The organism is Lacticaseibacillus chiayiensis, assembly GCF_004123795.1.
In the GTDB taxonomy this organism is placed as follows: domain Bacteria; phylum Bacillota; class Bacilli; order Lactobacillales; family Lactobacillaceae; genus Lacticaseibacillus; species Lacticaseibacillus chiayiensis.
This window is the reverse complement of sequence record NZ_MSSM01000026.1, coordinates 39,320-58,482: the sequence shown is the minus strand read 5'-3', so window position 1 is coordinate 58,482 and position 19,163 is coordinate 39,320. Positions and strand designations below refer to the sequence as shown.

The window sequence follows — 19,163 nt, the reverse complement described above, 5'->3', positions numbered from 1 at the left end:
CGAAAAAGATTTTTGGGAGGATTTCATATGAATAATTTAACAGAACTGACCGTCAACGAACTAAGCACAATCCATGGTGGAAAGGGCAAGCCCATCTATTGGAAAGATCTAAGTTGGAAGCAACAGAAGTGCATCTTGAGCGTCGCCGGTTCCATGATCGGTGCCTCAATTACCTCGCTTCCTGGTATGCTCATCGCAGGTGGTGCAGCTTTCTGGAGTGAATGCTTGTAGTGAACGCAAAAGAAGCCCTCATCAGCGCTTGTTTTCTCACAGTCTTTCTTTTTGGGGTTGATTTATTTTTAGGCGGTCACTTTCAAGTTTTTAGAAACTTGCTTACGGGACTCTCTTGTTTCCTTATTGTTTGGATCTCAGGATATCTATCCGACAAGAAAACGTAAGCCTTGTTCAAAAGCTAACCCATCGCAGATTTTATTGCGGTGGGTTTTTGAATGTCCAATTATGGTAGCTGTCCAGAACGCCTTAGTCCTCAGGTGATCAACCTCGTCAGAGCTGTATTGCATTGGCACAAAATTATTTGTAAAGTTGAAATGGTGTTATGTCTTGTTTCTTGAAGTTTTGGGAGGCGAACCAGACTGCAATGAATAGCTACCAAAGCAATGCGATTTATTTTTAATCAGCGTTTGCACCACAAAATCGAAAGTTGCATTCAAGTTAAGAAGGGATCTTTCAAGTGAAATATCGTTTATTAGGCAAAACCGGCTACAAAGTCAGTGAAGTTTCCCTTGGCACTTGGCAATTAGGTGGCTAATGAGGTGCTCCGTTTAATGCCAAAGTTGCTCGCGAAACATTGGCAGAGGCTTATGATCATGGCGTCAACTTCTTCGGTACTGCCGATGGTTATCAAAACGGCGAAAGCGAAAAGATGGTTGGCGCTTTTGTCAAACAACATCCGGATGTTCATTTTACGACCAAAATCGGCCGCAAAGAGGAGCCACTGACGGCCAAGCATTTTGACCCTGACCATGTGCGCCGTTATGTCGATGAATCACTGCAAATTATGAGCCTGGACAGCTTGGATATTGTTTTGTTACACTGCCCGCCAATGCAAGTCTACTAGCCGGAAACTTTCTTTGCGCTCGATGCTTTGCAAAAAGCCGGCAAGATTCGGCATTATGGTGTCAGCATTGAACGATCTGAGGAAGGCATCAAAGCCTTGGACTATGACACGGCGGTGGTGGAAGTCATTTTCAACATGTTCCGCTTGCGCCCGGCTGAAACGTTCTTCCCGCTGGCTAAGCAGCATAATGTTGGCATTCTCGCCCGTTTTCCATTGGTAAGTGGCTTGTTGACAGGCAAGTTTGATGAAAATACCAAGTTTGCGCCAACTGATCAACGCGCTAACAACCGCCATGGCGAACACTTTAGCAAAGGCGAAACCTTCTCCGGCGTTGATTATCTGACCGGCGTGAAAGCTGCGCGCGAGCTTAAAGAACGTCTTGGTTCAGACAATCTTGCCGCGACCGCCCTGCGTTTTATCCTGATGTATGACGCAGTTTCAGCCGTCATCCCCGGTGCCAGCAATCCGACCCAGATCGAACGCAATACCGTCGCCGCCGATGAGCTTGCACTAACACCTGAACAAATGGCGGTCGTCAAAGATGTTTATGATCGCCTCATCAAAAATCCGGTTGGGTATGAATGGTAAAATTGCCAGGGGTCTGATTAAGGTTGTCAAAACCACTGTCCCACCGATTTATATAGATGTAAGAGGACTTTTACAAGTTGTCCGGGTGTGATCAAGGCCAGATCACCCATTACCCAGACAACAACAGCTTCGTGCATCACGCCAATCGCTGCCGGCAGCTTTCTTCCGCAACAGCGCTATTGCAACCTAACGATTTGTTGCATTGCTAACAAATCAAATTATTCAAACAATCAATAAAACAACCCCATTTTGCTGGACGAAATGGGGTTGTTTTGCGTGCTACTTATTCAGTTAACAAACGCTCAGTCGCTTTGCCGCCACCGCGAATCCATGAGCAGGCGGGCCGTGAATAATCCCAGCGGTAAAAACATAATGATGAGTGCCGCGCGAGTCATCCATTCGGCACCGACCCCAATATTGTTGAGGCCGATATTATACACAGCGCGATAAATATACAGGCCTGGCACCATGATCACGATTGAAGGCACCGTCAGCGAAATGCGCGGATAGCCATCGACGCGATTAATCGCCGACGCAATTAGGCCTGCCACCAAGGCACCGATAAATGCTGCAGCAGCTGGCGGAATCGTGTTTAAGTCAACCAACTCAAGACGTAATGTGTTGGCCACGGCGCCAATCAAGCCTGCCTGCACCGCCATGCGTCGCGGACTATTGAACATCACAGAGAAACCGAACACCCCGCAGAAACTGGCTATGAGTCGGAAAACCAGCAGCAACACCGGATTAAGGCCTAAATTAACAAAATTCTCCGGACGTAAATGCACCACCATGGCCACTAACCAACCAACCAGCGACGCAACAATCGTGATCATCAACGCATACAACAATCGCTCCATGCCTGAACGCATATCCTGTTTAGAAATATCCAGCATACTGGTAATAAACGGAAAACCCGGAATCACGAACAGCATGGCGCCGATATACCCGGCTTCATGCCGCGCTGCAATCCCCAAGCTCATTTCCAAACCACGGAAAACGATAAAGTACACCAAACAGGCAACCGCGACGCTGACGCCAATACATGCCAGCAAGGTCCAATTACGCCGAATCATGATCTCACGTAGCCAGTTACCGATACCCGCACCGACAAAACAACAAATCATCTCACTCGGACCGCCTCCAAGCAGGAAAACGAAGGCACAACAGGCAAAAGCCGCTGCAAGACCTGCTCGAAGCGGATCATAGTTGCCAGACATTTTCTGAATCTGATCAAGCCTGTGATGAATATCTCGTACCGTTTCTTTAGCATACTGCGCATCAAACTCACGTACGAACCGTTCCAACGCATCCAACTTGTCCGTATTCACACCACTTTTCGGCAATGACAACACCTCGGAATAAGTGTGGTTATTGCTAAAACAGGTATACGACAACGAAATCAAACCAATGTCAGCCGAACACGACATCCTTAAGGCCCGCGCCACAGTGTTCATTGCTTCTCGAACGCGCCACGCCCCTGTTCCGCATGCCAACAACATAATGCCAACCCGGCCAACCAGTGATGCTCGCTCCTCCAGCGTGGCATGATCCGCCTGGCGTTCTTCGCTGACGATGACGTCATACCAAGGAATCTGCATATGATGTTTTTCTGAAAGCGGTGGATTCCCTTGCGCCGCCTGATCATTTTTTGACGTCATAACTTGTGCCAATCCTTCTTTTCATAGGAATATTTCGGTTTGAAAAATGAAACGAAACATTCATTATTTTAGCACAACTTCTGCTGATTTAATCCAAAAAGATTGGCACACTTGTCACTGCCGATTAAACATTTTATCCGCAAAATACTGCCAATAAGTCTTTGTTCCAGTAATGACGCTTGCTTCACCGCCGATACCATAATAAAGTGATCGACGCTGTGCTTTGGACAGATGCACCCGCGCCTGTACTTTAAAGAAGTTGCCGGTTTTAGGATTCACAGTCGGGGCCACGTCAACGGCATAAATTCGACCCGTCACGGCCATCGGTGTCGGCACGTTTCTGGCAATCCGCAAGCGAACGGTTTGTCCACGTTTCAAGCTCATGACTTCCGCTGGTGAAACCGCCAGCTTCAAATCAGCTTCTTGTTGCTTGGCCAAGTCCGGCAGAATCTGGGCCAAAACGGTGCCGGTCGGGATATACTTGTTGCCACTTAAAGCTGCCTCAAGATGTAGAACACCGCTAGCTGGGGCTTTGACCTGATATTGCTGGCGTCCGTCTTTAAGTGCCGTCAGTTTTGCTTCGCCTTCTTGAATGCCTTGTTGAATTTTCACTTGCTCCGCAGCAATGGTTTGCTGCAGCTCACTTTGCAACGAAGCCAGTTTTGCCTCGTTTTGACCCGTTTGCTGTGCCGAACCATCGGCTTGCTTCTGATTCGCACGTTGCGTGTTCAGTGAAGCCAGTGTCTCTTTTTCGGTTGCCAGCAGATTTTGCAGCTGGGATTGATACTGGCCCTTCAAACTGGCGAGATTGGCGGCATCCATATTTTTGACTTCAGCTTGATATTGCACATAAAGATAATGGTAAACATGATCGGCTTTTAACGGCTGATCAGTGCGGATAGCCTGTTGGGCGTCGCGAATCGCTGCTATTTTCGCTTCACTCGCCTGCATACTTGTCCGCAGCAACTGGTCGATTTCTTTGTTCTTAGCATCCGCTACACTTTGGGTTGCATGAACAACATCTGATTCCAGCTCAAAAACCCGCCGTTGATTGAGATAATCACGTACTTGTTGTTGGTAGCCGTACTTGTCCGCACTTTTAAACAGATCCTTATTGGCAGTAACACTCTGATTGAGGGTCTCCAACTGCGCTTTTTGATCCTTCAAAGTTGCCAATTGCTGCGTCAACACCTTCAACTGGGCAGGATTGGCGACATCGTGATAAACCAACAACGTGTCGCCTCGCCTGACCCGCCTGCCTTCCTTCATGTGATTCGTCACAATCCGATTTGCGGCTGTGCCTTGAATCTTCACCGCAGCTTTGACCGGCGCAATCTCGGCAACCGTCCGAACCGTCACCTCCCTTTTAGCAAATACCAAGAACAGTAACAGCAGCAAAAACAGAACCGCTGTCGGCAGAATGATCAGGGTTGAAAAGTTACGGTAGCGATGGTTATAAAACTCGGTTGTCGCTAATTTTTTTAGATCAATCATCGCCCCGCCTCCTCATTCACTCACCAGCCGCGCATAATAGCCTTGTTTGGCCAGCAGTTCTGCGTGATTGCCTTGCTCGACAATTTCGCCATGATTCATGACGACAATCTGTTCGGTTTTGGCCGCAATTGTGAGTCGATGGGCAACAAAAATAATGGTTCGATCTTCCATCGCCAACAACCGATCCACAATCCGCCGCTCCGTGATGGTATCCAGACTGCTAGTCGACTCATCAAAAATCAGCACTTTGGCCGGCGATAACAACGCCCGTGCAATCGCCAAGCGCTGCTTCTGACCGCCTGATAAAATGCTCCCGCTTTCCGTGAGCTTGGTCTGCCACATTTGCGGCAAATTCATAATATCCGTGGCAATCTCCGCAACGGCACATGCGTCTTCAAGTTGCGCCTGCGTCAAATCGGCACGACTGCCTAACGTTAAGTTTTCCATCACCGATCCGGAAAAAATAAACGGCTCTTGCGGCACATACTCGATATATTGCCGCAGCGTCGTGAGCGCCACATCATTAATCTGCGCGCCATTAAAGGTGATTTTTCCCTTGCCTGTATCGATCGGGTAAAAGCCGACTAATAATTTGGCCAACGTTGACTTGCCTGACCCACTCATCCCAACAATCGTGTATTTAGCGTTTGCGGGCACTTCAAGATGGACATGCTTCAAAATATCCTGACCAAACCCGTATTTAAAGGAAACATCATGCACGTTGATGGCACCATCGATCAGGCGGCGATCGGTCAGATGGCGCTGTTCTTTAAACTCAGATTCAACCAAATAAACCTCATTCAGCCGATTATTCGCCACCTTGGCCATTTGTAATTTAGGTTGCAAGTTAATGATACTTTCTAACGGATTGGTGAAATATGACAGCAAGGCATTGAACGTCAGCATCTGCCCCAAGCTCATCTTGTTCGCCATCACCAGACTCGCCCCAATCCACAACACCACCACATTCAAGACGAGTTTCAGCAACCCTTTGATAGCTTGTTGAAGCTGGTCGGCTTTCGTGTAATTGAATGACTTTTTTAAATACGTGACGAATTCACGGTCAACCCGCTCATAACTGACTTTTTCGCCTGTCAGCGACTTAATGGTCTCAATACCGTTTAGATCCTCAATAATTGATGAACTCAAAATGGCATTGCTTTCCATTGTCTCTTGATTCAGCCGATTGAAAGGACGTTGAAACGCGAAAACAATCACCAAGTAACAAGGCACCGCAATTAAGGACACCAGGAACAACGTGGTATTTTGAATGCCTAGAACAATGCCTAAAATAAGCACGATCCAAACGTCAAGAAACAGGGTCATGATCGTATTCGCCAAGGCATCGATAATTTTATTGGCATCCGAAAACCGCGACACAATCTCCCCTGTCCGGCGTGTTGCAAAAAAAGACATGGGTAATTCATACAGATGCCGAACGTAACCCAAAATAACGTCAATCGACAACCGCTGGCCTAAAACCGCCATCAAAAAGTTCTGACCATACGTCAAAACAGATTGAAGAATGTAAGCGAGAATCAGCCCACTGGCGATCATGCCCAAGGTTGTCCGCATGGCACTGGGAATATAGGTATCAATAATCGATTGCAAAAAATACGACCCGACAATACTAATCACCGTGAGCAACAAAGCCGCAACAATAATATTGGCAATGATCACTTTTTGCCGCGCAAGTAACGGCACGAAGGCAAACAAGCTGTCTTTGTCCTCTTTGCGCGGTTGATATTGTGGTTCAGGAGCAATAAAGATAGCCACCCCCGACCACTCCTTGGCAAACTCATCTTTTGAAAGCCAGGTCATTGCGACTGAAGGGTCAGGATCACCGATTAAGATATAATCCTTCGTCGCCTTAAACACGACATAATAATGCAACAACTCGCCACGCTTCAAAACATGCACCAAGATCGGATATGGCGCATCATTTAAATCAAACAACGTCATATCCGCCTTAACTGCCTTGGTTTCAAAATGAAGTTCCTGGGCGGCCCGAACAATGCCTAATGCTGTTGTTCCTTCCTGATCCGTCTTGGCTAATTGCCGTAAATGCGCAAGGGAATAGTCGGACCTATGAAACTTCAGTAACATATTAAGCGCCGCAACGCCGCAATCACGCTCATCCACCTGAGGCGTGTAATGACGTTTGTAGTATGTTGCTTGGCCTAGTTTGAATTTGTATTTGAACATCCACGGCCTCCCCTTATTGGATTTCAGATTGTAAAGACTGCAACGTCAACAGTTCGCAGAGAGATGCGACAAGTTTGCTCGGAGCTGAACCTTTTTCATAGAACTATAAAGTTAAGCATCTTAACTGCCACAAAAACAAATCTATGGTAATATGACTCTGCTACGAATCAATAGCATTCCAAGATAAATAATTTAATATTAAACAAAAATCACAATTTGCTTTTTATTTAATAAATAACGGTTTATCTGAGGCTTGCCTGTTTTTTTAAGGAGCAGATCAGCTTCTCGCACGACCTTTTCCCTATACTTCAATGCTTCCCCTGAAGAAGATCGGTTAGCCATCCCCTTAAACTTACAAATGCCTCTCCCACAATGCGATGATCTCCTCCGCGTATTTGTGCCAAGCTGAGATCTGAAATATTTGTTTTCTTCTGATCATTCTTCTTTTCAGTCATGTTAATTTCCCCCTATGACAACTTATCTTTGATAACACAAGACTACCATACATAACGTCTCTATTGTTCAACCAAAAATTAACGTCGTATTTTGGCCAATTAACGTCGTGTGATGACACGAACGCAAAAATAATTTGGCCTATTCTCAAGAAAATGGGAGTTTTTGATATGGTCATCCTTCAAAGTCATATATACTTTTTTATGAATTTGCCAACCTTTGTTTTTGGTATTGGCATTCTTTCTCATATCTTCTTTGGCCACATTCGTCCGCTATATGTCGCTTTATGGTCAATCACTGGCTCAACTCTCTCTTTGGCCACATTCGTCCGCTATATGTCGCTTTATGGTCAATCACTGGCTCAACTCTCTCTTTGGCCTTATCAACTTATGGAGAAATTGGTTTTTTCTTAATGTATGCGTGGTATATGTCCAGAACCAATGCAAGTTCTGACAAGTTTTGGATTTTCATATTTATGGAAGTTAATCTTATTATCATCACGATTCAAGCCTGCGTCATAAAAGCTTTTGCTGCAGCTGGTTCAAAACATCTGGCCTCAATTAGCGTGTGCACCGCGTTTCTCCTCACTTCAACATTTGCCGCAATTGTGATATGGCTTATAACCAAAAAGAAAAAACAACTTGACCAGTTTCGGACACTCATTAGAGAACAAAATCATCTACAGAAATCAATTATTCTTTACACGGGTGCCACATGCGTTTCGCTCTATTGCTTCGAGGCGATATCTAACCTAGTCAATATAGATGTCATGTTAGACTTGCTTCTCCTTGGTATCTATACGCTTTCAGTCATCATCAACCTATATTCACTTTTCTTGATTCTGAAGTCGTTTAGCTACTACGTCGAACTCACCTGGATCAAGCGGGCCGAGGCCTCTCAGCGGGCGTACTACACCACGTTGAGCCAACAGCAAAAAAACACGAACAAACTTCTACACGACTACAAAAATCTGTTAGCATCGCTTCAACTGTCTCTGCAGCAATCATCTGCGGCCATTTCACCGGATACCCAAGCCATCCTTTCGCGGGCACAAGCATCGCTAAATCAAGCAGAATTAGGCAAAAGTTCCTTCACATCAATTAAAAGTGATCCTTTAAAAAGCTTGCTTTATTTAAAATGGGCTGAATCAATGAATCACAATGTCATCATGAATGTCCAAACTGAGGGAGTCATTCACCCTCTAGAAAGTGCCCTTGGTTTTGCCATTATCAGAGCGCTTGGCATTTTGATCGACAATGCTCTAGAGGAAACGGTCAGAATTAAACATCATCGCTTCGACGTCACGTTAATTGCCTTAAAGCAAGGCCTAGAAGTCAGCGTCATGAACGATGTCGGTTCTGACTTCAATCCGACAGATCTTGAAAAGAAAGACTTTACGACTAAGGGCGACGGACATGGCAATGGCTTGTCCATCATCAATGAACTCATGCAACAAAACAAAAATATCCTTATCAGAAAATCGGTTATTAACCAACAGCTGAAAATCACTTTATTCATAGGAGATTCCTAATATGATCACTAATCGTACAACCTTGAAAATCTTCATTTTGGAAGACGATGCTGCCTTCCTTAGGTTCATCGAAAAAACGCTCAGAAACTACATTATGATTGAAGAATTGCATGCGGAAATTAAAATTGCCACCCAATCTGCTACAGAGCTGCTAAACGCCATTGATCTGCAGCAAATTAATGACAGCTTCTTTCTGCTGGACATTGATATTCCCGGATCCTCTATCAATGGCATTGATATTGCCAACATTGTCCGGAAACATTCCCTATATGCAGACATCATGTTCATTACCAGCCACACCGAACAAGCACTGGCCATTCTATCCCAGAAGATTCTGCCTTTAGACTTAGTGGATAAAAGTGTGCCTGCAGAAGTTGAAACGCGGCTGCGTACCAATCTTGTTCAAGGGATAAAGCGATTACGGTCACGTCAACTCGAATCCCCACGGCTATTCAGCTACCAGATTGGAGCCAATCTCTTTTCACTTCCCCTAGACGACGTGCTGTACATTCAAACCGTGCTTGGTACACCTAGCACGCTCGAATTGCACGCCAAACATGAAACCACGACTTTCCCGGGAAACTTAAAAGAAGTTGCAAGTCGATATCCAACCTTATTTCGGTGCCATCGAAGTTTTCTGATTAATCCCCTTCACGTTCATAAATTGAACGCTTCTGGTCGGTTCGTTTACATGGACAATCAGGATAAGCTTGACGTCAGTATTCGTAAAGTTTCGGCTTTACGCAGACTCATGGCAGCGGCTAATCGTTCACATGCTGAGGCTAACAATCTGGCGGATGACGCTTAAAAAAACGCCCGTCACCCTCGCGGCAAGTGTACAAAACGCCCAGAAATTCTTCCATTTTCGAAGGAATTTCTGAGCCTTTAGAAAGCTTGTTGATTTGAGCTGACGTTTCGCCGATTCTCGGGCTATTGGTCGCTGATTCAAAGAACAGCTGAAAAAAGCATATTAAGGAATACAACAGCCGTTCATTCACTTGCGATCCAATTATAGTTGCCTAATTGTTTGTACTCAAAGACAGCATCCCAAAGTGTTTTTTCTGCCTCACTGAAAGAAATACCGTCAGACAATTTGATAACCGGTACTGTGTTGAAAAAATATTGAAGCTTGTTGTGGAATGCAAGACCATCGCATGTTTTCAACACTTCTAATTCTCGGTCAACAAACAGTGCTGTTTCAGAGTTTTTATGACACATGCTCAACTTAATGGCTAGCTTCTCCATTGCAACAATTATCTCATCTTTAGATGGCATTTTTCTGCTCCTACTCGCAGTTGCGTGATTCTGCTGCCTTTATAAACACACTTTTAAATATGGTCATTTCTTGTTGTTTCGTTGTCGATCATACGCTCTTGTCATTGTGAACAGTTTTCTCAAAAAATCGTACGAATTGGATAGAATTGCAATGAGGATAATCGCATGCACCTGCCAACTCGCATCATTAGACATGATCCACAGTAGTGTGAACAAACAAATCTGGACTATCCACATAAAAAGCGGCTGTCTAAGTCGTTTATGATCAAATACAGCCATTTTTCGCATACATATAAGTGAATTCACCTTCGATTTCGCCAATAACTGCTCGTGCAACAGTGCCCACAAACCCAAAGAGAATCCGAGATATGGACCGGAAAGGAAACCCTAACAGCTCTTGCTTCTGCAGTGCCAGAGCCACATTTTCCTGAACGGTTATCATCCCGTCTCTCTTAAGAGCACGCCGATTATAAACCCGTTACGGGCTTTTTCTACAATGTTTAAAGCCGTCAATTTCCTAGTAAGTGTAATTTGCCGGAATGCCTAAAAGTGTGCTTAATAACGCGCATCACCATTGCAAGGGTTGCCCAAACTAATTGCAAAAACACTTCTCAAGCCTTTGAACTCTTTCGCTAATTATCGTCAGTGCTTTAAGTTCATCATTGAGTCGGAAAAAGTGTGGACTTTCAAGACCCGAAATTCAAGACAATTTGCGGTCATAAAGCTTTAAGCATAGGTAATAAACCAGATTGCATTTAAAACGTAAGCACGTATAAAAGATATTTCGTTATCACTATCGAGGTACTTATCATTCCAAACTCGATAATGTCCGTTTTTTTTGCTGAGTGTATATACAAGAACCCCTAATAGATACACCAATACAAAAATAACTAAAAGTAAAGTTTTTGTCATATTCATACGTACTTTCATCTCTAAATTTAGCGGTGTCCACGAATAAGTTGTCCGCCGACATCAAATCCCGCAGACACTGCACACCCACCTATGGCGTTTCCTCCGAAAGCAACACCTAGCAAAGCGCCTTTAGCGCATGAACCGATCACCGTTCCCCAATTGAATCCGCCAGTAATCGAACCTAACTTCTCATCATCTAAAGCTTTAAAACCGAGATTAACAACTTTGCACATATCAAAATATCCTCCTAAAATTAATGCTTATCCAACAACAATCCACCAATACAAACTGCACCGCCACCGATCGCGCCTAGATGAGCGCCGAGAAATGCTCCCGCTGCGGTCCCAATACCGACAGTAAAAGCAGTGCCAGCAACACCACCTTTAATAGCTCCAATGGCTGCACTGCCACCAATTGCCTTTAGACAATCCGAGCCAGAATACCCACCAAAAATAGCTGTTAGTTGTTCCTCAGAAAGAATTTGATTCTTCATAATTGATTTTCTACTTTATTTTGTAATTGTCATAATTATACACAGCTGATGCAACTTTATTTAATTCATTAATTGTGTGCTTTGCCCCAGCAAATCCAGCAACAACATTTTGACCGTGCACAACTGCAATAGTTGGCGTAGCAACAATAGTGAGATCCTTTAGATGAGACACTGCAGCTTGAACATCAGGATTGTCTTGATGTAATTCCAGTTGATGCAGGTCTAAATAATAAATTGTGGGTTTCAGTGTTGTCTGATCCTCATATTGTTTAATTACTGGAGAGAAAATTCGACACCATGCACACCCCTCTTTACCCAGATACAGAAGGAAAGGTACGTTGCTCTTTACCTTTTTATTAAATTCTGCGGCTGTCAAAGATGTGGTTCCATTTACATTGAATTGGTATTCGCTCTCACTTGGAATCATAATGGAACCAACATTAACATGTTCAGCTGCATTTACAGTTGTAGCTGAGTACGGCAGGCTAAGGATAACTATTGTTCCAAGCGAAAAGCCCTAAAAAACAATTTTGAACTTTTTTAAAAGTTGATACATTACATTTCCCTTCACTTTACTGTGCCAAAGAAGAAACTAGCTATACCCTCTTGCATATAGATCTAGGAGCCGTCAGCAAACTACACAAATCTTAACAATGTTTTAATCCCAATGCGTAAGAGAACTCAATTTTACAATCAGAAATACTCATTAATTCAATGGGAAACTGCAGACTTAGATTCACATCATTAATATCTGCAAGAAATTTTGTTTTTTGTGCATTCGACCATGATATGTCAAGAAATGTGCTAATTAACTTTGAACTACCCATATCAACAAAAATGCATAATTTCACCAATAGCACCAGTTTACGCCATTTTACACTTACCAAATACCGTCTTAATGTTTATGGTGAAAGCATTAATAGTAAGAAGGATCAATGTTCGACAAATCAACAGCTCTGCAGATCCAACAAATTTAGGCCAGTACTAGATCCACATTCTCTCAATATGACTTTGTTACGGCCTCTGCCAGCCTTGTTTAAAACCATCAATCAGCTGGTCAGCATGATTAAATGCATCTGTCGCCAGAATACCAAGAATCGTTGCTACCGGAATCGCGAACGGTAAGAAGCCACCTTTAATCTGGCAAAGTTCGGAATCTTTTAAGTTGGTCATGACGCTCATCCTTTCTTTTGACTCATCCTATGGCAGGTTTTCTTTTCGTTTGAGCTCGTTGAGTACATCGATGCTAAGGCTCATTGCAGGTGCTGCAAAACCACCTTGAGCCCAGCTTCGAGCAATCGCGCCAAGTCCCATGCCAATGTAAGTCCAAAAATTATCAGTGCTGCCACCACTAATCTGTTCCAAGCGGCTATCATCCAACGTTACGAATTGTTGCATGGCGTTTCCTCCGTTTCTTCGACCTATTCGCAGCCGATATATTTAAACTTTTCGGGCGCTAGCTTCCCTAAACACAATATACGATAGGCTTGAGTTCATCTGATCAATTAATTTTAAACGTCGGTATTTTTGAACTTTTCGTAGTGGTTTTAACCAAACACGACAAAATTCAACGAAAAAAGCCGATTTTGTGACGTTTATTTTTTGCTTGAATCATCTTTAGTCGCCGCCAGAGCATTGAGATAGCGGTGATTAATTCGATAGCCCAGTAACGCCGTGCTGGAATTAATCGCCACTTTCAACGGATATGTTGTTGGCGATAATGCTTCACTCAACCTTTTCAGGCAGGCAACTCCTATAAGTGCCTAAAAGTTAAGGAAAAATACGACTGTGTTGACAACTATGTGGGCAACAATCGATGCACTGATATCTGCCTTACCGCGATTACAGAAACTGAAAATCAACGCCATTAAAAAATACAGGATGATGAGTGGAGAAAGATATCCATGTAGCAAGGAAAAGCCAAGTGACGAAATGATGAGTCCTACCCCTGATCCGTTAAAGATCCTTTTGTTCAAAATGCCTCTAAACAAAACTTCTTCCCAAACCGCTCCACAAACACATGCGTATAGCGGAATAAACGATACCATGTTGGGACTCAATTGCGAACCTTGGATATTTGGAAACAGTTCAGAGAAGAACACCTCTAGGATTAGGACGAGTAAGCCGCCAAGCAATCCGATGAATATTTTCGAGAGCGAAGGCCTTAAATAAGATGCTGCATTGAGATACTTATATGAAACAACCATATAAAAGAAAGTGAGCACATACCAAATAACCAAAAAAATCGGATTATCCGGACGAATAAAGCCAATACCCCATAGCGCTACTTGCGGCAAAACTAGCCCAAACCATATTGGAAATCTTAAATTATTTACTGGCCCATGAGAATCTATCCTTGGATTCAACAACTCTTCACCTTCCATAAAAAAGCGTTCACATGTCGGCAGCCGGCATTGCGAACGCTTTTGTGGGTAAAAGCTTTCAAATTAGCTCTTCATTTTTCATCTTAGTATTTCCCTTTTTCTCGGCTTTAAAAATACCGTGATATAAAAATGAAATCCAAGTAAGATGAATCCGACGATCAAGCCAAAAGTTCCTAGATATTTGAAAAGATAAAACGGCACAATAAACATCGGCACTGCTAGTATTCGCGGAATCCCCACAGAAATGAATCTTCGCATCGAGAACAGCGCGAATGCAAAAAGCGACAGTCCGATCAGGAGCGATAACGGAGCAAGCAGTACGCCAATGGTATTGGCAACTAGCGCACAGATAAAATAAAGCAAAAACTCTGTCACAGCAACCTGTAGAAAGACACGCTTGCCGATCGGTAATCGCAAGTTCGCAAACGACCACATGCTACGCCAGTTTTTTAAATACCCGTTCAAGATTTCCATAAAAAATTCCCCAATCTAGCATTTATTCAGCAGAATATTACCGGTTCGTGACTGAACTTGGCAATTCGGCCGCTAACTCTCCTGTAAAATTGGATGAACAATTGGCAACCCGTATCTTTTCCCTGGCACATGGATTGGTTCTATTAAGGTCTTATTCCATAGTGGATCGTCAAATTTCATGAACGCATTGCCGCCCACAACTTTCTCAAGTGTATGCTGTGTTAGCGCATGAAATTGTTCACTGTTCAGTTTAGTCATTTAAATCATCCTTTCAAAAATCATAAAAGGGTTAATAAACATTAATTCTTATAAAGAGTTTTATGCCAATCGATTAAGACTATCCCGCTAACAACAAGGAAAATCATGACTATGGAAGGCCACTCAATTCGATTTGTCAAGAAGAAAAGCAAAGAAAGAAGCAGCCATATTCCTGTGCGTATCGCAAATCCCCGCTTATCGTTATTCAGCATGGATGAAATAAAGCTTTTGACCAGCTTGTTATCTTTAAAAACTAACAAAGCCGCAAGAAATGCAATCGATAAAGCATAATAAACATTCATAATTCTTCACACTCTCTCAAATTGCTTGGAAATTATTCATCAATAAGACGAATTTAAAATTCTTTAACAAATGTTAATCACGTATTTGAGTTTTAATTGAACGTGCTGGCTATTGATTGTTGTTAGGGCAGTACGCATTCGAGCAAACTTGATGTTCGCCAAAGTTCAAAGAGTCGCTTCTACAATTCATAGGCATAAATATGGCAATATATTGTAGCTGAAGTGGGATACAAGAATATCGCTATAAATCAAATTTTTAAATACCAAGCTGATTTGGAATCCCATTCATCATACGTGATTGGCACATTTTATAAAGTTAGTCCAAGCCGGATACTAATCAGCATACGTTAACTGAATGGGTTGAGGGTATCAATCACACCACGGAAAAAATTAGGAACGACAATGTCATTTCTCTTAATATCCGTATCATATATCGGAACCTGTCCCATACCGGTTTGATAAGTCCACCCAACAATCTTTCTACCGCCCATAACTTCAGCTAAATTCTTGGCAGACAACTGTCCAAATTCAGTGTTCATAAGAATATTCCGTCTCCTTAATATGGCTTAGTGCTTTAAAACCCATTTGAGAGCACGGGCTCCAGATACAGGCACAAAGAACTTTATAATATTACCAACAAGGACCCCGCCCTTATAAGCCTGGTCTGCATAATCACCCGATTTGCCACCTCTTATGCGAGATAGATCAGTGTTACTTAGAACAAATATCTTTTTATTCGACATAATTACCTTCCTTTTTTGATTCAACGTAGGTACAACAATGATAATTGACACCACTAACCAGCCAGTATAATTCAAGCTAATCTTTCCGCTGAAGAATTTTTATATCTTCAAATCCTAAACTAACTTGTCTTACAGTTTCTGGAAAGCTTCAGGTCGCTAGCTACCCTAAACACAATATACAACCCAAGGCGGACTTAGAGCTTTATATTTTTTAAACGTTGAAAATTAACATTTTTTCGTCGTCTTTTTTTCAAAAAACACCAAAAAACGACGAAAAAATCAGTTTTCACTGCGTTTACTTTATGACCGTGCTAATTGCCTGAAATTTTCAAACCTAGTCCATCTTCACAAGACATAGCTGCCGTAAAAGCCTAGAGCGAATAAAATCTAAGTTTGGCTGTTTGCTTCGATCGTCCGAAACTTGCCATACTAATCGGAATTCCTGCCCGGTCAGTCTCCCTCATTAGTAGTTCTAAACCGATCCTTAATCATTCCAATCCTTATTGGGGATGAGCTTTCTTTGACAGTTATGTGTTACGTCGACTGCGCGTATCTATACACTTTAATAAATAATCCCATATATTTAATTAACATTGTCTTGTGGTTAGATTCACTATACAGGCATGTTCATTCTTCCTTGTTGTGCTATTATACCCGTTGAGGAGCGACTGGCAGATTAAAGCCATGCATTATAATTATATTTGTTAGCAGCAACGTTAGAAAAGCCACTTTAAAGGTTTTAAGATGTTGTTTTTATATTTGAACTGCAGTCGGTGTTGATAAATAATTCAACGGTACATTTTGTCGGTTTACTTTTGAGAAGGAATGAAACAAGCTACCAGCCACTGTGGCCGCAGGAGGATCACATATGTCGAATCAAAACCTACTTCATGTTTACATTCTAGAGAATGACCCGGATTATCTCGCTTTTCTCTGTAACACGGTAAGACGTCATATTTCATTTGAAGAATGGCCTGCAAAAATTGAGATTACAACCACATCACCAGACGCATTAATTTCAAATATTGATCAACAAACTGCGAACGATAGCATTTTCTTCCTCGGCTTTGGCTTTACAAATTCATCCAAGGATGGTGTCGATGTCGCACTTGCGATTAGGAAAAGATCATTATACGCAGATATCATCTTCATTACTGGTCACATTGAGAAAGCATTAACGATTCTGTCTCATAAGATTGCCCCATTGGATCTGATCACAAAAGACAGTTTGGCTGCCGTAGATTCTCTCGTTCGAGATGACATTGCATACTCTCTTCAACGCCTTAGAGCTCGAAAGCTAATATCTCCAAGATTATTTAGCTATAGGAAAGGCTCAAAAATAATTTCGTTCTCGCTGAATGAAATCATCTATATACAAACGATCTCAGGAAAGAATCGAGCATTAGAACTTCACTTGGAGAGTGAAACAATCCACTTCTCGAGCAGCCTGAAAGACTTAACACTGAAATATCCTACTTTGTTTCGTTGTCACAAAAGTATTCTTCTCAACCCCTTACACGTCGTCAGTCTAAATACTTCAGAGCGATTTGCCTACATGGATAATCATGAGAGACTTGAAGTTAGTTTCCGCAAAATGGTGACATTGCGCCAGATTTTGCGGTAATCTATGGCATCTTCTGACTAATCGATAGATGTTACTTTGTCAGTATTGTCGTATTTTCAGACTTTTTCGCGATTTTCTGTTTGTAAAACAACGACGGTCTGAGCACATTAATCACTCGCATCAAACAACCGATGGCAGCAACAAGACACGAAAAGTACCACAGTCAATGAATTTCTTCGACTGTGGTACGCCACTGATTGGTCCGATACCATTCTATAATAGGCTGGTATTAGCCCCTTATTTTCTTTAGCCGCCGATAAGTGATCATCTCGGCACAAATAACCAGAAACATCCCACTGATCAATAAAAGGCTTTTTGTTGATAGAATCTGATTAACACCGCTCAGCTTAGCGAGGGTGACAAATCCGATCAATAAAAGTAAATTCAAAGGCAAGAGTACCCGATATTTTTTGGGGATCATCTCATTTTGTATAACTCATTGACAGCTTCTTTAAATGACGAATATCCATCGTTTGATTCACTGAGCTATACGTTCACCACCTCCTAGTGTCTTCATAATACCGTAAAAACAGAGCGATGAATTAAAAAGATTTAAACGTATGATTTTAACCAATTAACGTCAAATCGAGGCCAAAATAAGCTTTGATTCTTGCAAATCTTTCCTAATAAGAAACATTTTTCCCGTGGATCATCTAATAAAGACCACTCGTTTCAAATCTCAGGTAAAGCTCGAAGGAACATATTGTGTTGACGGCTCAACCTTATTTCTGACTCAAAAATTCATAAAGATACCCATTCACAACTTTATTCCGCTGATGCAACTGACTATGCTGCGCCCGATATCGTATTTCATGTTCCGCATATTCTTTGACCTGATCAGCCACAAGGTATCTTAGTGACTTGGCCGAGCCAATTGGTACTCGGCCATCGGAGCCGTCACCAAGATTGCCAAAGAGATTGAGCACCTCGGCTGTTTTTGGGAAAAATGGCGGTCGCGGTAAAAGTCGGCGTATTGCTTCGATATCTTCTGAAGCTGCCCCTTCGAATTTTTGGTGACTGTTTTACCGCTATTGGCTCCCATTCCCGGAATGGCGTTAAACGGGCCACCAACGGCCGCAAATTTTTTCAAACTTGGCATACCCGTCTTATTCGCTTGCGTTGCCCAGTATGTCCATGCCAATGAACCGGCAGAATGGCCAACCGCATTAAACTGCCTGACGCCATAACGAGTCTTCAGTTGTTTGAGAATTTTGCCTAGTGCAGACGCATCTTCCGGATTGCCACTCTCAAAAACAACCGCAATTAACGGATGCTTCACATTTGGCCGCCATTTTCCCTTGACCGCCAACCGGCCATCCCTCTTAATCAGATAATAAAGTACTTCCTGATAGCCGGCATACTGACTAAGCCCGTCAATCATTCCTTTTTCAGAGGCATAGCTGCCGCCAAAACCATGGACAAATAAAGTCGGCACTTGATTGGTCTTACCTGTTTGACCTTGTGCAACTGAAGATTGGCGATTTATTTGAAGTCCAAACCAACCAGCCGTCATCATGAAAAAAATCAGTGCGATTTTAGCGAAAAACTTCATGGCCTTACTCCTTGTCTACTTAGGCAATGGGGTTAACTACTTGGACTACCATTGTATCACGCCACGTTTTTTCTTTTAACTGTTTTGCCTCGTCCGCTGTTAAGGCACCCTCTTTCCTGAAACTCGGCTTCTAAGCGGT

21 protein-coding genes and 2 pseudogenes are annotated in these 19,163 nt (G+C 42.8%); 7 read left to right on the top strand and 16 right to left on the bottom strand.

Features of this window, described 5'->3' with window-relative positions; translation table 11 throughout:
• The first annotated feature begins 27 nt into the window (after nucleotides 1-27).
• The gene (locus BVJ53_RS09835; RefSeq protein WP_129302258.1) at nucleotides 28-231 is read left to right on the top strand and encodes a hypothetical protein; all 204 of its coding nucleotides are present in this window, start codon (nucleotides 28-30) and stop codon (nucleotides 229-231) included.
• A gap of 460 nt (nucleotides 232-691) precedes the next feature.
• Nucleotides 692-1,666, top strand: a pseudogene (locus BVJ53_RS09830) (aldo/keto reductase).
• A 302-nt stretch (nucleotides 1,667-1,968) separates the two neighbouring features.
• Here the strand turns inward: BVJ53_RS09830 and BVJ53_RS09825 are convergent.
• From BVJ53_RS09825 to BVJ53_RS14975, 4 genes are all read right to left on the bottom strand, one after another.
• Nucleotides 1,969-3,324, bottom strand: a complete 1,356-nt coding sequence (locus BVJ53_RS09825) for a threonine/serine exporter family protein (protein ID WP_129302257.1) — start codon at nucleotides 3,322-3,324, stop codon at nucleotides 1,969-1,971.
• A gap of 114 nt (nucleotides 3,325-3,438) precedes the next feature.
• Nucleotides 3,439-4,818 (bottom strand): bacteriocin secretion accessory protein, encoded by a 1,380-nt coding sequence (locus BVJ53_RS09820; protein ID WP_129302256.1) that lies wholly within the window; start codon nucleotides 4,816-4,818, stop codon nucleotides 3,439-3,441.
• 12 nt (nucleotides 4,819-4,830) lie between these two features.
• The gene (locus BVJ53_RS09815; protein WP_129302255.1) at nucleotides 4,831-7,023 is read right to left on the bottom strand and encodes a peptide cleavage/export ABC transporter; all 2,193 of its coding nucleotides are present in this window, start codon (nucleotides 7,021-7,023) and stop codon (nucleotides 4,831-4,833) included.
• A gap of 308 nt (nucleotides 7,024-7,331) precedes the next feature.
• Complete coding sequence (locus BVJ53_RS14975) at nucleotides 7,332-7,478, bottom strand: bacteriocin-like peptide, LSEI_2386 family (protein ID WP_158280525.1); 147 nt, start codon at nucleotides 7,476-7,478, stop codon at nucleotides 7,332-7,334.
• Nucleotides 7,479-7,646: 168 nt separating this feature from the next.
• Between BVJ53_RS14975 and BVJ53_RS15150 the strand changes: the two genes are divergently transcribed.
• The 3 genes from BVJ53_RS15150 (at nucleotide 7,647) to BVJ53_RS09805 (ending at nucleotide 9,815) form a co-directional block, all read left to right on the top strand.
• The gene (locus tag BVJ53_RS15150) at nucleotides 7,647-7,889 is read left to right on the top strand and encodes a hypothetical protein (RefSeq protein ID WP_167470190.1); all 243 of its coding nucleotides are present in this window, start codon (nucleotides 7,647-7,649) and stop codon (nucleotides 7,887-7,889) included.
• A gap of 62 nt (nucleotides 7,890-7,951) precedes the next feature.
• Complete coding sequence (locus tag BVJ53_RS09810) at nucleotides 7,952-9,007, top strand: GHKL domain-containing protein (protein WP_238150163.1); 1,056 nt, start codon at nucleotides 7,952-7,954, stop codon at nucleotides 9,005-9,007.
• Between the two features lies 1 nt (nucleotide 9,008).
• Nucleotides 9,009-9,815 carry a response regulator transcription factor gene (locus BVJ53_RS09805; RefSeq protein WP_129302254.1) on the top strand — a complete coding sequence of 269 codons (807 nt, stop codon included), beginning with the start codon at nucleotides 9,009-9,011 and terminating at the stop codon, nucleotides 9,813-9,815.
• A 182-nt stretch (nucleotides 9,816-9,997) separates the two neighbouring features.
• On the opposite strand, the gene BVJ53_RS09800 is transcribed toward BVJ53_RS09805, so the two are convergent.
• From BVJ53_RS09800 to BVJ53_RS15590, 10 genes are all read right to left on the bottom strand, one after another.
• Nucleotides 9,998-10,282, bottom strand: a complete 285-nt coding sequence (locus tag BVJ53_RS09800) for a hypothetical protein (protein WP_129302253.1) — start codon at nucleotides 10,280-10,282, stop codon at nucleotides 9,998-10,000.
• Nucleotides 10,283-11,220: 938 nt separating this feature from the next.
• Nucleotides 11,221-11,427: a TmhB bacteriocin enhancer peptide gene (locus BVJ53_RS09790; protein WP_129302252.1), complete on the bottom strand. Its 207-nt coding sequence runs from the start codon at nucleotides 11,425-11,427 to the stop codon at nucleotides 11,221-11,223.
• 20 nt (nucleotides 11,428-11,447) lie between these two features.
• Nucleotides 11,448-11,687: a Blp family class II bacteriocin gene (locus BVJ53_RS09785; protein WP_129302251.1), complete on the bottom strand. Its 240-nt coding sequence runs from the start codon at nucleotides 11,685-11,687 to the stop codon at nucleotides 11,448-11,450.
• A 10-nt stretch (nucleotides 11,688-11,697) separates the two neighbouring features.
• Nucleotides 11,698-12,063 carry a thioredoxin domain-containing protein gene (locus tag BVJ53_RS09780; protein WP_158280576.1) on the bottom strand — a complete coding sequence of 122 codons (366 nt, stop codon included), beginning with the start codon at nucleotides 12,061-12,063 and terminating at the stop codon, nucleotides 11,698-11,700.
• Between the two features lie 638 nt (nucleotides 12,064-12,701).
• On the bottom strand, nucleotides 12,702-12,860 hold the full coding sequence (locus tag BVJ53_RS09775; RefSeq protein WP_129302249.1) for a bacteriocin leader domain-containing protein: 159 nt from the start codon (nucleotides 12,858-12,860) through the stop codon (nucleotides 12,702-12,704).
• Between the two features lie 27 nt (nucleotides 12,861-12,887).
• The gene (locus BVJ53_RS09770; RefSeq protein WP_129302248.1) at nucleotides 12,888-13,085 is read right to left on the bottom strand and encodes a ComC/BlpC family leader-containing pheromone/bacteriocin; all 198 of its coding nucleotides are present in this window, start codon (nucleotides 13,083-13,085) and stop codon (nucleotides 12,888-12,890) included.
• Between the two features lie 197 nt (nucleotides 13,086-13,282).
• Nucleotides 13,283-13,420, bottom strand: a complete 138-nt coding sequence (locus tag BVJ53_RS14970; protein ID WP_158280575.1) for a hypothetical protein — start codon at nucleotides 13,418-13,420, stop codon at nucleotides 13,283-13,285.
• Nucleotides 13,421-13,450: 30 nt separating this feature from the next.
• Nucleotides 13,451-14,071 (bottom strand): CPBP family intramembrane glutamic endopeptidase, encoded by a 621-nt coding sequence (locus tag BVJ53_RS09765; protein ID WP_129302247.1) that lies wholly within the window; start codon nucleotides 14,069-14,071, stop codon nucleotides 13,451-13,453.
• A 78-nt stretch (nucleotides 14,072-14,149) separates the two neighbouring features.
• A complete protein-coding gene (locus BVJ53_RS09760) occupies nucleotides 14,150-14,545 on the bottom strand; it encodes a hypothetical protein (RefSeq protein WP_129302246.1) in 396 nt (131 codons plus the stop codon).
• Nucleotides 14,546-14,617: 72 nt separating this feature from the next.
• Nucleotides 14,618-14,803, bottom strand: coding sequence for a ComC/BlpC family leader-containing pheromone/bacteriocin (locus BVJ53_RS15590; RefSeq protein WP_047105477.1), 186 nt, complete (start codon nucleotides 14,801-14,803; stop codon nucleotides 14,618-14,620).
• Nucleotides 14,804-14,908: 105 nt separating this feature from the next.
• Between BVJ53_RS15590 and BVJ53_RS14965 the strand changes: the two genes are divergently transcribed.
• Nucleotides 14,909-15,094, top strand: coding sequence for a hypothetical protein (locus BVJ53_RS14965; RefSeq protein WP_158280540.1), 186 nt, complete (start codon nucleotides 14,909-14,911; stop codon nucleotides 15,092-15,094).
• A gap of 358 nt (nucleotides 15,095-15,452) precedes the next feature.
• Here the strand turns inward: BVJ53_RS14965 and BVJ53_RS09745 are convergent, their stop codons facing one another.
• Nucleotides 15,453-15,644 carry a hypothetical protein gene (locus BVJ53_RS09745; RefSeq protein ID WP_129302244.1) on the bottom strand — a complete coding sequence of 64 codons (192 nt, stop codon included), beginning with the start codon at nucleotides 15,642-15,644 and terminating at the stop codon, nucleotides 15,453-15,455.
• Between the two features lie 1,072 nt (nucleotides 15,645-16,716).
• Here BVJ53_RS09745 and BVJ53_RS09740 point away from each other — a divergent pair.
• On the top strand, nucleotides 16,717-17,472 hold the full coding sequence (locus tag BVJ53_RS09740) for a response regulator transcription factor (RefSeq protein ID WP_129302243.1): 756 nt from the start codon (nucleotides 16,717-16,719) through the stop codon (nucleotides 17,470-17,472).
• 722 nt (nucleotides 17,473-18,194) lie between these two features.
• On the opposite strand, the pseudogene BVJ53_RS09735 reads toward BVJ53_RS09740, so the two are convergent.
• A pseudogene (locus BVJ53_RS09735) lies at nucleotides 18,195-19,024 on the bottom strand (alpha/beta hydrolase).
• Nucleotides 19,025-19,163 lie beyond the last annotated feature (139 nt).